This window comes from Paenibacillus sp. FSL R10-2778 (assembly GCF_038593035.1).
GTDB lineage: Bacteria > Bacillota > Bacilli > Paenibacillales > Paenibacillaceae > Paenibacillus_AQ > Paenibacillus_AQ odorifer.
The window spans coordinates 4,472,752-4,487,003 of sequence record NZ_CP151956.1; the positions used below are offsets into that span (position 1 = coordinate 4,472,752).

Below are 14,252 nucleotides of genomic sequence, written 5' to 3' on the forward strand. Positions count from 1 at the left end.
AATTTTCTCATATATTGATAGGGAGGTTGGCGCCAATCCTTAAACAAAATAATTGAAAGAAGGCAATTACAATGGCTTTAGGTTGTGATACAGCTACAAATGTAACAGCAGCAAGATTAACTACACTTAAAAATAATAAATTCACATTCGTTTGCCGATATTTAAATCGCGTGGAAGGATACCAGGATGGTCTCACCTCAGCTGAGATTACACGGATTTCAGATGGGGGATTATATATCATATCCCTTTATCAAATCAGCAAATCGCTCGATCATTTTACGAAAGCCAATGGGGTTAAAGATGCTGAAACGGCTGTAGGCTTAGCAAGTGATTTGGGACAAACCAGCAGCACTCCGATTTATTTTGCGATAGACCGCGATATGACCTCTACCGAAATCACAAACAATATAGTACCTTATTTTCAAGGCATAAAATCAGTGCTAGACAGCAGTACTAAAAATTCCAAAGGTTATAAAATGGGTATCTACGGATCACGAGCAGTCTGCTCTCATATTCGAGGCACTAATTCCGCCACAACACGTTACACCTTCATCGTAGATAATGACTGGCAGGGAACCTTCGAGGATTGGAACCTGCGACAATATAATTTCAACACTGAGGTAGGAACAAGCACCGGCAAAATCAACGTAGACTATGTAGAGTCCTCCTCACATAGCGGTGGAGGCTGGAAAAAGTAATTTATTCCTCTTTTATCGGTGACGAGGCGTCGTACGAAAGCAGATTATGATAGATTCAAATAAAGTCTCGTTATTATAAAAATAGTAAAAAGACAACCAGGCATGGATTATCCGATTATTGGAGAAGCTCTGCCTGGTGTTTCTGGTTTGTAGCGGTTTGTTTAAGCAGATATTCATAAATCGTAGCTATCCGACTTTAATGTCTTCTTTGGGCAACCCTCGGAGAAAAATCCATAGAATTTTCCAATGTCCAGCCGAATTACGATCGAGCATCCATTCCACACTGACAGCAACTTGCTTCCGCTATCCTCTCCCCGTATATTTTATCGCTGTAACTTTATGCAACCTATGAGATAACTGCACTCTATACACTTATTTCGTCTGTAAAAGGCTAACTTCTCACTTTAACTGTATTCTATACAATTAAAAATCACAGTTATCAGCTTTAGCGGCAAAAAACTAAAAAATAGCTGTACAAAATACAATTAAAAGCCGCTACATATTAAATTCGTCCGCTCTCCATATAAAAAAGGGGCGAGATCTTTGTAGATCACCCCCTGCTCCACTTGCTTCTATTTAGAATCGCCCATTTGATCATATGCTGGATCATACGTCCACTTCAGGCCGTTGTCCTTACTCGACAGATAGATGGTACCTACAGTGTTGCCCTCTTTGCTGAGCAGAATAGGATACAATCCTTCTTTTCCATTAAAAATAGGTGAAAGCGGCGTTTTTTGATATTCATTAAAGGTTTCCGGAAGGGATACCACGAGCTTTTCCCATGACTGCCCCTTATCTTTGGTCCAATAAATAACAGGCCCATTATCTTCATAATATCTGAACCCTAAGAATCCGATATCCTTGTTAGAAAACCCTGCCCCGGCTAAACTTTCCGCGTATAAATCGTTAGGATTTCCAAGCTCCGTCCATGTCTTCCCGCCGTCAGAGGTCTGGTATACATAATTTAATGAGCGTCCCACGCCTGCAGAACCTCCGGAGACGATCCATCCATTTTGTTTGTCGGTAAACCCGATGAACTTGGCGTCATAACCCTTTGCACCTGCAATGTTGTAGTTATTCCACGATTTCCCCATGTCATCACTGATTAATACATGTAGAGGGGATTCTTTACCATCCGCAAATCCATATACAATTGCAGTTTTGTCCTCGGAGATATAAAATCCGGTATCCGCTCTCCCCATCCCCATTTCTGTTCCAGTCGTATCAAGTTTTAAAGGCGTTTGCGCTTGGATCTCCCCTTTCCGATAGGAGACAGAGACATTACCATCCTCGTCCATGGAATACGCATTCCCAGCGTCATGCACAACCACTTGTTCGCCACTAGAGCTGTAGGAATAAATAGTACCTGGTTTGAGCGCCGCCGTATCTGTAGATTGGCCGGTTAGGTTGGTACAGGCTGCTAGCACTGCTGTTACACCAACCACCATTAAGACCGCAAGAAATGCGCCTACTCCATTTCGTTTTTCTTTCATATTTAAAATACTGCCAAATCGCTGCTTCATCGAGTGTTTTCCTCCTGCAAAATTCGTTGATAAAGCTACATGCCGTGTAGCATTACTTTGCATAACCGATAAAATGGCTGCGCAGTATTTCTTTCGATATGCCGCATTTTGCTTACGTACAACGGTGTCATCACAATAAATTTCAATTTCGCGGACAGCTTCGCGTGCCATGAACCAGACCAATGGATTAAACCAATGCAGTGCCTGCACAATCAGTAGCAGTAGCTTATATATGATGTCATGCCTTTTGTAATGGACCAGCTCATGTTTTAAGATAAACTCCAGCTCTTCGTCACTATATTGATCATGCGGCAAGAATAGTGTTGGCTTATAAAAACCCATTAGCATCGGATTCGGAACTTTACTGCTTATCAGAACCGCAATGGTGGTTGTTACATGCATTTCTTTAGCGACTTGTTTGAGCTTGGAGAACATATCCTCTCTCTGAAGAGGGCTGCTCCAACGTAACACCTGTTTCCTGAAAAAGAAATAACTCAGCAAATGATACCCTAAAAAAAGCACAGCGCCAGTAACCCAGATGTAAGCTAAAATATTAATTATAGAAGGGATATGGCTTACATCCCCTGTCTGGACCGGCTGAGAGATTACTGGCGTATCCGCCTGCAAATTCTGGGACACTGAGCTTTGAAAGACAGTTGCTATGGCCTGACCTTCGGGTAGCTGAATCGCCACAGGAGGATTGGTAAAGGAAAAGTTGAATGGCAACAATAATCGCAAGGTTAGGATCAACCATATCCAATAGCTCAACTTAGCCGAATAATGTTTTCTTAACAAGGGAGTTAATGTGATTAAGCCGATAATAACTAAACTAAGGGTCACAGAAATAACCAGAAAATCTGTAAAAAGACCTGTTATCATCAGGATTCCTCCTTATCTACTCTATCGAGCAGTTCCCGCAACTCAGCAAGATCGCTTTTATCAATCGCCTTCCCGTTGTATAAGGACATCACCATATCCTGCACAGAGTTGCCAAACAGCTTTTCAAGCGTAGACTTCCCTTCGCTCTCTTTATAATCTGTCTCAGAAATTGCAGCGAGATAACGGTTGCTCCGCCCTTCTTTTTCGCAAGATAGAAAGCCCTTTTCAACCAGCCGTGACAGCACTGTCATCAAAGTAGCAAGCGCCCACTTACGTTTATCCCCCAGTTGATTCAAAATATAAGAGGAGCTAACCCAACTCTCGGCTCTCCAAATCACCAGCATAATTTCCAGTTCAGCATCTGGCAAGCGTTTGATTTTGTTATTCATCCATATTTCTCCTTTTTATACATTTGTGTAATACATTCATTATACAAACGTGTAATTAAAAAGCAAGCACATTATTTCTAAAATATGTATACATTCTTAGACGTTTATTATTTTAATAAAGGTTTCCCAAGTCCAGTAGCAAATAATAAATAGAACCCTAGGAATTTTTATAAGATTCCAACAATGAGATAAGCAACGCACACTCAGCTGAAATTTATAACTATTTTGGAAACTAAGTGATTGGTCTGCATTATTCTTAAGTAAGGAGGTAGGTTATGAAAAAATTTAGTATTCTATCATTTTCACTGATAATTTTACTGATTTTATTATTTGTATTAGTCAGACCCACGCAAAAGATCGTAAGTGTGTATCTTGCATCCGAAACAACAGAAATTACTTATACTGACCGTGAAAGCCTTCAAATCTTCGAAGATGCTATAAGAACTGTAAAAAAAGTACGCGGGTCTGTTGATGTGGGTGAACCGACTTATCGAATGACTGTTACTTACGCTAATTCAAAGGTGGCCGGATTCAGCCTTTATATGGATTTTAAAACGAAAGATGGTTTCCTGATTAAAGCTAGCAATAGCGAAAAGATGCTGGATTTAAGAAATAAGAATTCGGTTGAGCTAGCTGATCTGTTAAGTAAAGAAAAGGAAGATTAAAATTTGGAAACTCAATCTAAAAATAGGCATGGTCATCATACAAATGTAAAAACAAGCCATCCTTTAGTACTAACTAAGGATGGCTTGTTCGTAATTATATTATTTTCCTGCGCTTCAGATATACTGTCCCGCTCCGCTCAGAGCGCTGCAATTCTCTGCTGGATGCGTGGGAATAATGCAAAGGCATTCTCATAAAATACTTTCTCGTGGTGCTGCTCAGGCACAAGCCGGCGGACGAACTCCGCATAGAGATCAATAGGCGCGAGTGGCCAATCGGTACCGAACAACATTTTTTCATAGTGATCAGAGTACACCAACGCCCGGCGAAAATGATCCATAAACAGGGGTTCATTCATGAACCGCTCAAAATGAGGCCGATCACCAACAACGAGACCGGACAAATCGGCATAGACGTTCGGATTCTTGGCGACCACTTCGGCAGCATCCATCACCCAGGGATCGCCTAGATGGCAGACCATAAAGTTCACGTCGCGCCGTTGGAACGCCAGTTCGTCCACGGTAAGGGGATGCGCATACTTAAGCAATCCATTCATCGAATACGTATCACCGGTATGAATAACTACAGGCGTGCCGTACTTGGCGGCCAGCTCATAGATCGGCGAGTAGATTTTGTCATAAACGTAATGATGATAGTACCCGGCATAGAGCTTAATACCAGCTACCTCAGGAGCTTGCAGCCTTGCCTCTATTCGGTCCAGCTCATCCAAAGCATCCTTTCCTCCGAGCATATTCGGATTAATGCCCACGCATTCCATTAAGAATGGCGGCACACTGGCTTCCAAGTCGAGTCCCATCGGATTGGGAGAGGCAGAGTCAGGGAAAGCTCCCTTCGTCTGCTCCGTGACCCCCATTCCAATGCCGAGAACAACGTCGTTCTTGTCAAACTCCGCTTTGAGCCCAGCAGCTGTGTAATCAACTTTGGAGAGATCCAGTGCTGTCTGATGAAAGCTATCGATGTCCGACAGATGAATGTGAATATCAATGATTGGCATTTATAGTCTCCTTTTTGTCAGAAACACTAGCAAAGGTCACCTTCATAAGATTACGAACTACCTCTGGATTCAGAGCGAGCTCTCCCATGATCATGAAGGTCGGCTGTGTCCAAGCGGTTTCTCCGTTCAGAAGTAGTAGATGGTGATTCACACCATATGTGAATACCTTATTGTTCACGTAAGACATAGCTCTCTGATTAGGATAACCATGCACCACATGCAGCATGTCTTTACGCGAAGTTGCACCGATTCGGATAAGCCCCTTGGATTCCAGATGGGCTTCGACCTTCCCGATTGGGAAGTTGCCTTCCTCTGGGAGATCCATCCAGCCTTCCGAATAGATTGGTGAAGGCTTAAAGTAACTATCCTCGGATAGCGAATAATGCGGTAGCGTCATTCCACTTTCATTGGTTACTGAAATCAACACACAGAGCACAGGGACTCCGGGCAGCATAAGGTAATGCTGATTGATCGTGATCCCCCGGTTTGCTTCCTGCTTCTCCATCGAAGTGGTCAGTCTCAATCCCTTCCAGACGTTGCCGTGATCATCCATCTGCTCCGTCCAAGCTGCGCTTCTTGGCTCCTGCAACCGGCTAAATCCGCCTATGCCAGATATACCCACACCGAGTCCACCATGCCAAGGATTCCACCAGGAACGTGGTTCAGCTTTCGGAAAGGTGCTGTCCAGCCACTCTTCTCCTTGGTGCTTCAAGGAATGCACAACGCTGCCGAAATCAGGAGCAGCTGCAATAGATAGAACTCCGTTGCTCACTGTGTAAACGGGACCCGCAGGTCCTTCTTCTATCCCACAAACAACGCTTGTTTCCGTTTGTGGAAACCAGAGGCCTGTTCGCTCTTGAATGCGATCCTCACCACGATAGACGACCCGGACCTTACGGCCAGATTCGTTGTGTTCTGGTGATTCTGTATCCTCAGTAGAGAGTTCAAAACCAGCGGAGTGCAAATTTTGTCCTCTTTGCAACTCCATCTCAGCGACACTTCGCTCCTCTTCTCCATCAGCCTGTACATACAATTCAAGGCTTCCATCAAGCGGTGTCATCTTTCGTTCGATTAGCTCGGCATGAAGTGCCCCTGCCGCAAAAGGATTTCCACCGCCGAGCGTTAGCTCAAGATGGTCATCCAACACCGGTATGACCGAATTCTGCTGTTTTAGGGCAAAGGCGCGGAATTCCGACCACTTAAGGAAGGTGTTAAGAGTAAACACCATAGTTTTTGTCCGTACGACATCTCCAGCGGAGATTCGGCCAAGATTATGCTCCAGCCCAAGCGGGTATTCCGGACGAAGCAATTTTAGCGAAGGATCCCAGCAGATTCCGCATGTGACGTTCTCTTCCTTGCAGAACAACCAGTTCTCCGTAATTTGTGCACTGTCCCAAAGACTTGGATCGCCTGAGTAAGCATCGCCCATGTCCACGTATTGGCCCTGATATGGCAAGATGAGCTGTTTACCGAAAAAGCCGAAATTCGTTAACAGATACATGTCTTCTTCCAGGATATCACTATTGGTATTGCAGACCTCGCTATAAAACTCAGCGATTCCGTTGGCAAATAGCTTAGCCACTCTTTTTATCTCAAGACCCGGAAATTCTTCCGACTCGTAAAGAGCTTCGAGAACCTGGCTCTCCCCTTCAGAATAGATCTTTACTTCTTTGGCCTGTTTCTTAGAGAATTCTTCTGCGAATGGCTTGCCTAACTTCGGATGGGTCAACCAGAAATTATGGCTCGAGCCGGGATATTCAATCCACATTCCATTGTCGGTATTATTAAGATGAATAGAGTAAGCGCCATTCACAGCCACCCACTGATCCCCGTTTTCCCCGCCAAAGCGGCCATGCGTTCCCTTCATTAAAACGGATAGTTTGCTTATGAAGGTGACTGCCTTCTCTCCAACCGGAACGGCCGTTACCTCAATAGCCTGTGAATAAAGACCGTATGAAGTTAGGGTATAGGGTACTTGAATAGAAGCCTTACTCTTAGCTGGAACAGTAAAGCTTACTGTACGGTCCGCCCATACGAGGAATTCGTCTTCGGGCAAATCAAAAGAAAATTCTGCTTCTGCAGCAAAATTATTCTCCACATTAAGGTACAGTTCCGAAGGAAGACCCAGATACAGTTCCCGGTGTGGCAGCGCTATCTTCATTTTGAGTGGAAATTTAGGAGCAACGCCAATGCGGAATTCCGCACGCTTGCCACCGATGATCCACTTGCTCATAACAACGGGGTGTGTCTTCTTATCGTTCTGCTCTTCCCGAACTGAATCAAGCTCAAAATCACCTTCCACGATAACCGTTTCACCTGGAGCGAGTATTCGCGCAGCAGATAGAGCAAAACGGATATTTTTATCGTTCTGGCCTTCGATCTCAATGGCCAGCTCAGACGTCGAACGATTCTTGATGCGATAGCGAATCTTGTAGGTCGAACCAAACACAAGATCATGATCATCAATTTCCGTAGAGATTTCATAGTCTGGTGTATCAAGAGCGGTCAGACCGCGGCCAGTCTTCTCGAATTCCGCCCGCAAGGAGAGTTTTCCCTTTTGCCAAGTGTAATCAAAGAAATCAAAGCCACGCTCCTGGCGGCCATCTGGCTGGATGGGAAGTTCACGGGTACTGTCTGCATACCAATCCAGTTCTTCAAAATAAGGAGCAAGTGCTTCCGTTTGCAGTACTGTTGGAATGAAGTTCATCAGATGGACGTAATCTTCATTTTTCTCCCAAAAAAATCCGCATTTCTTATACATCGGTACGGCTTTCGTATTACCTGCCCAAGTGAACAGATCAAGACGTGGCCAGCCCGCTTCTATTGTTTGGCGAACAGCGTTCAGAATCAGATTGCGGCCAACCTTGTATCCGTGATAATCGGGGCGTACATTCAATAGCGGGACATACAAAGCCCCTTCATCTTGACGGTAGTGGGCGAAGCTGCAGAAGCCGACTACCTCTTTGCCATCAACGGCAAGAAAGGCATTAAGATTGGACGAGATCTCCATCTCACGGCGCACACTGTCCTCAGTTCTTTGATTGGTGCCTCCGCCCCAGCTTTCGTTGCTGCGGTTCCACATTTCTGCGACCGCCCCAGCATAAGAAGAATCGTATTCGATAATGCGGATTTGTTCCGCTGTAGTATTTACAGTCATGCTTTCATCTCCTTATTCCTCAAAAAAATATGAGTATGTATTCGTATAAAGTTATTGTGGATAACCTCTCTACAACATATTGAAATAACTCCTACGAGTTCTTATTATACTATTAACTGGAAGCTCAATACGAGGTAAAAAACTCTTTCTCCTTATTTTCTACATAAACTCACTGCCAGCAGAAAGCTACAAAAAAAGCTGTCGAGTCACCCTCGACAGCCTGAAGCTGCTCCTAAGAGCAGCCTTTCTTCTTTAACAACTCTCCACACGATCCGCCGCTTTTTTCTTCATATTAGCGAGACCTACAATACATATCAACAGTACGCAGATAGAATAAGGAAGCGCCATATTAACGGTGTATAAGGCCGTCCCTATAACTGGCCCTATGAATGACCCGCCACCTTGCAGGGCCGCAATAAAGGAAGCAACGCTTCTTTGCTCATGGTCTTGAACCGCCATTGAAGCACCCGCACTGTAGCCGAGCAGTGTAAAGCCGATGCCAATACCCAAAAATGTAAAGTCTACATACGCAAATCTGATGAACAATAACAATCCCAGCAAGCCTAAGGCAACAAATAAGAGTCCCACGAGCAGCACTTTTTTAGGATGCCATTTGAGATACTTACTGATTACAATTTGCGAGAGCACTACCATTATTCCCGAGATCGCCAGCCCCATTCCAATTAACTGAGTGGCTTGCTGAGTACTGTAACCCAAGCTATCCTGCACAAAAAATCCGATAGTAACCTGCACGATATTCAGAGCAAACGAAAGCAAAAGTCCAATCCATAAATAGAGGCGTATCCGTCGATCATTGGGGGAAAGTGAAATCGCCTGCCGCTCAATCTCAATATTCTTTTCTTTAGGAATAAACACCAGAAACAATATAGCCAAGGTGAACAATAAAATAGCGGCCGCGTACATTGGTGAGGTCAGGCCCAGTGAAGCCATTCCTCCACTCATTGCGGGTCCTACTACGAAACCAAGACCGTTGGCCGCACCAAATAATGCCATTCCTTGTGTACGGGTTTCTTTTGTACTCCAGCCCATAACATAAGCTTGTGCTAATGCCGGAATTCCTCCAAAGAAAAAGCCAGCGATTGCGCGAAGTAAAAAGAACCTCCAAAACAGACTCTCTTTACTCTGTGCATTTACTGCATAATCAGCCAATAGTGCAAAAATAATGAGTGTGGCCATATAGACGAACATAATCGAAGCAAGCAGCCACTTTCGGCTCATAAACGTTTGTTTTTCCCAGAAATATCCTCCGAGCAGCCAACATAACCCCGCCACCGATACTAAACATCCTGATTGAAAATCACTCAGCCCCAAATTTCGCGCAAGCGGACCAATAATCGGATTAAAAGCAGCTATTGAGATCATTCCTGTAAGTACGATTAGAAACATAATACCCCGTCTGTATTTCATAAAATTCCCTTCTCCTCTCAAGTAAACCAGAAACAATATACGATTCGTTATAATCGCTGTGTTTATGGTACTATGCATGGAAGTCAGGCCTCTACCTCTTGGCGGATTACTTTACTGGTTAGCGGGATTTATAGTAGAACAAACAAAAAAACCTGCTCTTAAGAGCAGGGTTATAGATGTTAATCCACCGTTCCAACATTCTCCAAGTGTAATGAGCTTTCGGAGCTGACGCCTGCTTCCGTACTCAGAGTAGTAAGTGCTTGTTTTAGATCCTCTTTATTCACATAGACATACGGACTCTTCCAAAGAGATTCCACATGTAAGGAATTAATATGTTCTGGTTTAAGTTTAGGAAAGTTGAATAACCACTGCTGCAGATCTGCTTGAGGAATATCCGTCTTCACATTTTCACCAATGATATCCAATACATTTCCCCATTGGGACACGCCTTGGAAATTTCCTAGCTTATCCAGAATCTGCTTGATTACTTGCTGCTGCCGATCATTGCGCTGGAAATCGGAGGATTCAGCCGTTCCTTGATTCGATTTACGGTACCGCACAAAATCAAGAACTTGTTGGCCATCCAGCTTCTGCAAGCCTTTCTTTAAATCGATGTGTGTACCATCTGCCGTATCGGTATATTTCATATCCATATCGACATCTATAGTCAGTCCGCCAAGCAAATCCACGGTCTCCTGCAACACATCAAAATTCACCACAACCATGTGATCAATCGGCAGACCGAGTAAATTGCTGAAAAACTCTTTTGTATTCGGAATAGCCTCTGTTTTGTCTTTTATGTAATGATATGCATAATAATAATTGGCTTTACGGGAAGGTAACGATTTAGGTTTTAGCAACAAATCCCTGGGTAAAGATAAGAAACTCGTCGATTTCGTGTCCGGATTGAAGCTGACAAGCATCAGAACATCGGTATTCATTACCCCACCGCTACCGTCCCGGCTATCTACCCCGGCAAGCAGAAAAATCATAGGTTCAACCGATACCGTCTCCTTTTTTTCCTCTGGAGCAGCAGTGGGTTGTACGGTGACTGGAGCTGCCATACGCTGTATCGCATCATCCGTCTTTTTGTATAAATACCCTGCATATACTCCAATCCCTATAATAGTTGCGCCTAAGACAAGACCAATGCTCGTCAGAATTTTACGGGTTGTTGTCCACTTGCGTTTGTTAGACATAATTTCCTCCACTCAGTTCCAATAGCTTATTCAATCAGCGCTTTCATCCTTATGAACTTTAACACTTAGCACTATGCCAATCGCTATCATATTAGTTAGCAACGAGCTGCCTCCATAACTAATAAAAGGCAATGAAATCCCCGTTAGGGGCAGTAACCCAATATGCATCCCAAGATTAACGGAAACTTGAAAGATGAACATAGCGATAAACCCGGTGACAATATAGGTACCCGCACGGTCCCTACTATCCAGCGCAATAAAGATCATTCGGTACACGAGCAGCAAATAAAGCATCAGCAGCACGGATGAACCTATAAAACCGTATTTTCCCCCGATGACTACGTAGATCGAATCGGAATACGCATATGGAATATATCCTTTTCGCAAAAAAATACCTTCACTGCCCGATAATCCCCCGGAGCCAATGGCTATCATTGCGTTTTTTACATGCCAAGACTTATCTGGATCGCTCTGCGGGTCCAAAAAAGCTTGGATTCGTGACAGTTGATGGGGCTCGACAATCTTGGATAACAGGTCGAAGTTAGCATAATACAGCCATAGTATCGTGCCGATCGAAATAATCACAACACCAAGGATCAGAATCATATATAGAGCACGGATGTTACCAATCCACAGCATACTAAGTAATATGCCAGCAAATACGAGTGCTGTACCCAAATCGGGCTGATCCATTATTAAAATGAAAGGAATTAAAAAAACAAAACCGACCGGCACTAAATCTTGAAAAAACCGCAGCCGCTGGCCCTCTCGTGTACCTAATAGATGAGCAATGAGCAGCACCGTACATATTTTAGCCAGCTCGGAGGGCTGAAGCTGAAAGCTCCCAATACTTAACCAACGCACGGCACCATTGAGGTTTTCTCCAACCAGCTTGACTAGTACTAGTAAACCTATGCCCACGCCATAAAAGAGATAGGCTAACCTGCCTAATAGAATCTTATAATCTACCAAAGCAATGAATAACATGGGTAGGCAAAATAAAGCAAATAAATACAAATAACTTATGTAAAGACCGTCTAACCGCGTATCCGTAGTCGCTTCATAAATAGCAACAGTACCCATGCCAACTAAGCAGGTGGTGAGGAAAAGTACGGATCTGTCCAGCTTTGCAATTTTGGTAGAGATAAGCATTTACAACCTCTATTTAATTTCTGTAGTTTTCTTGTTGTGTAGGGGATATATGCATGAAAATGGGCATTACAAATAATCCGCTGAGCACTTTTACTTCTTTTTTCTCAATGAAGCGCTGCGGATGATTAGGTTAAATGATTACCTCAGATCATATTTGCCCTGATACGCCTTCTTCGATAACAGCTTAAGTTTATCTTCACTTAGCGTATAAATATCCATACCATTTCCAGCCTCACCCAATGACCAGCCCAGTGCAAGCTCGTTATGGCCATCTTCATCAACATCAAAGAATCCGGCATAATCTAGACCATACCCAAACCCCTCAACCTCGGAAATCTTCTGCCAAGCTTCATTTTCCTGCCTCAACAACATTGCTTTTATAGTGTATCCTTTGTTTTTACTGTACTCATACACAACTACAGCTTCGTCGATTCCGTCTCCATCCATATCGCCAAAGGAGATGGCATTATCTTCTTGTCCCTTCATCGGAGTTATCAATTGAGCTTTGTCTGGAAGCCACTTAATAAATTCCTGGCTCGTTTTGTCTCGTTGCAGATTTGCTTCTGATGATGGAGGTTTAATCAGCTCTCCGGGTGTCGCCGGGACTCCGCATCCTCCGAGCAAAAATAAAGTTGTCAACAGGGTACCTATTTTTATGAATTTGCTCGGCATTTGGATCATCGACTCCTCGCTTGTCCGCATATATAGTATTTTATCTGTGAAAGAGATGAAAGTGGTTATGAAATAGTTAAATTTGAATTCTTATTCTATCGGTAAGTCAAATTGGACAATCGTTCCTTTGCCTAAAGTGCTGCTTATTCGCAGCTCTCCATGATGCAATTTAATGATCTGTTCCGAGATGGATAATCCCAAGCCGCTGCCCGAAGCCTGTTGATCCCCTTTGTAGAATTTTTGCCGCACATTCTCTAAATCCGTCTCAGCGATGCCTGAGCCTGTATCCTCTACAGAAATCACGACTTTCCCTGGAACCGTATGAGCGGTGATAAAGATTCGACCTGATGAACCAGTAAATTTGAGCGAATTATCAATGAGATTAATCATGACTTGCTTCACACGATTCTCGTCAGCTTGAATCACTGGCAGATGTTCTTCTATTTTTACATCTAGTGAGATGCCTTGTCGGGTCGCTCTAGGGGTAAGTTGTCTGCCGATATGCTGCAGTAGTTCTGTTAGATCCACAGATGTGAAGTGAACGGCGATTCTTCCGTTATCCAACTTGGAGAAATCCAATAATTCATCCACCATATGAGTTAACCTGTCACTTTCGGATTCAATAATATCAAGCCCATCATAAAACAGAGGTTGATTACTCACCTCACTCGCCTTTAAGGTAATTGCCCAACCTTTGATCGAGGTCAAGGGCGTTCGCAGTTCATGGGATACGGAAGCGATAAAATCATTCTTAAGCTGTTCACTCTTGGAGATTCGGCTTGCCATCATATTTAACGTATCCGCCAATGAACCCAGCTCATCTTGATAGCGCTTATGCACTCTGATGCTAAAATCACCTTCGGTCATCTGGTCTGCTGCCTGCTTCAAATCTTTAATGGATCTGGTTATGGTCCAAGACAGTAATAATCCAAGTAAGGTGACAATGCCAATGACGATGATCCCCACCCCGATCAGTAAAACCGTAATCTGTTTAACTGTATGTATAGTTTCCGTTAAGGACGTGATAAATCTGACTCCCCCCACGATGTTTCCATTCGCTTGTAAAGGATAGGATACCGCGTAAATCGCTTCCTCTGTGTTAGGGTCCGCACCTTTCCAACTGCCGGGCTGCCCTTTTATTGCTGCTTGCACATCTATGTACTCAGTCATAGTAAGATCGCCTTGAAGTCCATTTGAATCCTGCAACAGCCGGCCTTCAACATTAATAATCTGTACCTGTGCATCGGAATGACTCGCAAAACCCTTCAGTAACCTATCCGATTGTTCCTCCAGATCCTGGTCCCCAAAGTATTGCTGAAAAAAAGAAGCCGATAGCTCTGCTTGATTCATCAGGGTTTCCTCTATGTTATGAAAATAATAATATCGCACAGATACATTAAGAATGATTTCAAGAATGAGCACAGTAAGACAGATGACTACAAAATAGCTTCCTACTAATCTTTTCTGAATCCCCATT

At 43.7% G+C, this 14,252-nt stretch carries 11 protein-coding genes; 2 read left to right on the forward strand and 9 right to left on the reverse strand.

The window, feature by feature from the left end:
* Nucleotides 1-71: 71 nt before the first annotated feature.
* A complete protein-coding gene (locus NST40_RS20210) occupies nt 72-698 on the forward strand; it encodes a glycoside hydrolase domain-containing protein (protein WP_076190697.1) in 627 nt (208 codons plus the stop codon).
* Nucleotides 699-1,270: 572 nt separating this feature from the next.
* Here NST40_RS20210 and NST40_RS20215 read toward each other — a convergent pair.
* Both NST40_RS20215 and NST40_RS20220 read right to left on the reverse strand, forming a co-directional pair.
* On the reverse strand, nt 1,271-3,100 hold the full coding sequence (locus NST40_RS20215; RefSeq protein WP_342409932.1) for a M56 family metallopeptidase: 1,830 nt from the start codon (nt 3,098-3,100) through the stop codon (nt 1,271-1,273).
* Nucleotides 3,100-3,489, reverse strand: coding sequence for a BlaI/MecI/CopY family transcriptional regulator (locus tag NST40_RS20220; protein WP_076143756.1), 390 nt, complete (start codon nt 3,487-3,489; stop codon nt 3,100-3,102). The genes NST40_RS20215 and NST40_RS20220 overlap by 1 nt, the downstream gene beginning before the upstream one ends.
* A 275-nt stretch (nt 3,490-3,764) precedes the next feature.
* Between NST40_RS20220 and NST40_RS20225 the strand changes: the two genes are divergently transcribed.
* On the forward strand, nt 3,765-4,154 hold the full coding sequence (locus tag NST40_RS20225) for a hypothetical protein (RefSeq protein WP_076217867.1): 390 nt from the start codon (nt 3,765-3,767) through the stop codon (nt 4,152-4,154).
* A gap of 137 nt (nt 4,155-4,291) precedes the next feature.
* On the opposite strand, the gene NST40_RS20230 is transcribed toward NST40_RS20225, so the two are convergent.
* The 7 genes from NST40_RS20230 to NST40_RS20260 form a co-directional block, all read right to left on the reverse strand.
* Complete coding sequence (locus NST40_RS20230; RefSeq protein ID WP_076276136.1) at nt 4,292-5,167, reverse strand: amidohydrolase family protein; 876 nt, start codon at nt 5,165-5,167, stop codon at nt 4,292-4,294.
* Nucleotides 5,154-8,324, reverse strand: coding sequence for a GNAT family N-acetyltransferase (locus NST40_RS20235; protein ID WP_342409933.1), 3,171 nt, complete (start codon nt 8,322-8,324; stop codon nt 5,154-5,156). Before NST40_RS20235 ends, NST40_RS20230 begins: the two co-directional genes overlap by 14 nt.
* Before the next feature lie 252 nt (nt 8,325-8,576).
* Nucleotides 8,577-9,752, reverse strand: a complete 1,176-nt coding sequence (locus tag NST40_RS20240) for an MFS transporter (protein ID WP_342409934.1) — start codon at nt 9,750-9,752, stop codon at nt 8,577-8,579.
* Nucleotides 9,753-9,931: 179 nt separating this feature from the next.
* Nucleotides 9,932-10,951, reverse strand: a complete 1,020-nt coding sequence (locus NST40_RS20245; protein ID WP_076301711.1) for an LCP family protein — start codon at nt 10,949-10,951, stop codon at nt 9,932-9,934.
* Between the two features lie 30 nt (nt 10,952-10,981).
* Nucleotides 10,982-12,103, reverse strand: a complete 1,122-nt coding sequence (locus tag NST40_RS20250) for an FtsW/RodA/SpoVE family cell cycle protein (protein WP_076127270.1) — start codon at nt 12,101-12,103, stop codon at nt 10,982-10,984.
* Between the two features lie 138 nt (nt 12,104-12,241).
* A complete protein-coding gene (locus tag NST40_RS20255) occupies nt 12,242-12,775 on the reverse strand; it encodes a hypothetical protein (protein ID WP_076182931.1) in 534 nt (177 codons plus the stop codon).
* Nucleotides 12,776-12,865: 90 nt separating this feature from the next.
* Nucleotides 12,866-14,251, reverse strand: coding sequence for a HAMP domain-containing sensor histidine kinase (locus NST40_RS20260; RefSeq protein WP_076301712.1), 1,386 nt, complete (start codon nt 14,249-14,251; stop codon nt 12,866-12,868).
* Nucleotide 14,252: the final 1 nt, after the last annotated feature.

Coding starts and splice junctions, on each gene's coding strand:
- NST40_RS20210 (WP_076190697.1), top strand. CDS start 72: ATGGCTTTAGGTTGTGATACAGCTACAAATGTAACAGCAGCAAGATTA.
- NST40_RS20215 (WP_342409932.1), bottom strand. CDS start 3,100: ATGATAACAGGTCTTTTTACAGATTTTCTGGTTATTTCTGTGACCCTT.
- NST40_RS20220 (WP_076143756.1), bottom strand. CDS start 3,489: ATGAATAACAAAATCAAACGCTTGCCAGATGCTGAACTGGAAATTATG.
- NST40_RS20225 (WP_076217867.1), top strand. CDS start 3,765: ATGAAAAAATTTAGTATTCTATCATTTTCACTGATAATTTTACTGATT.
- NST40_RS20230 (WP_076276136.1), bottom strand. CDS start 5,167: ATGCCAATCATTGATATTCACATTCATCTGTCGGACATCGATAGCTTT.
- NST40_RS20235 (WP_342409933.1), bottom strand. CDS start 8,324: ATGACTGTAAATACTACAGCGGAACAAATCCGCATTATCGAATACGAT.
- NST40_RS20240 (WP_342409934.1), bottom strand. CDS start 9,752: ATGAAATACAGACGGGGTATTATGTTTCTAATCGTACTTACAGGAATG.
- NST40_RS20245 (WP_076301711.1), bottom strand. CDS start 10,951: ATGTCTAACAAACGCAAGTGGACAACAACCCGTAAAATTCTGACGAGC.
- NST40_RS20250 (WP_076127270.1), bottom strand. CDS start 12,103: ATGCTTATCTCTACCAAAATTGCAAAGCTGGACAGATCCGTACTTTTC.
- NST40_RS20255 (WP_076182931.1), bottom strand. CDS start 12,775: ATGCCGAGCAAATTCATAAAAATAGGTACCCTGTTGACAACTTTATTT.
- NST40_RS20260 (WP_076301712.1), bottom strand. CDS start 14,251: ATGGGGATTCAGAAAAGATTAGTAGGAAGCTATTTTGTAGTCATCTGT.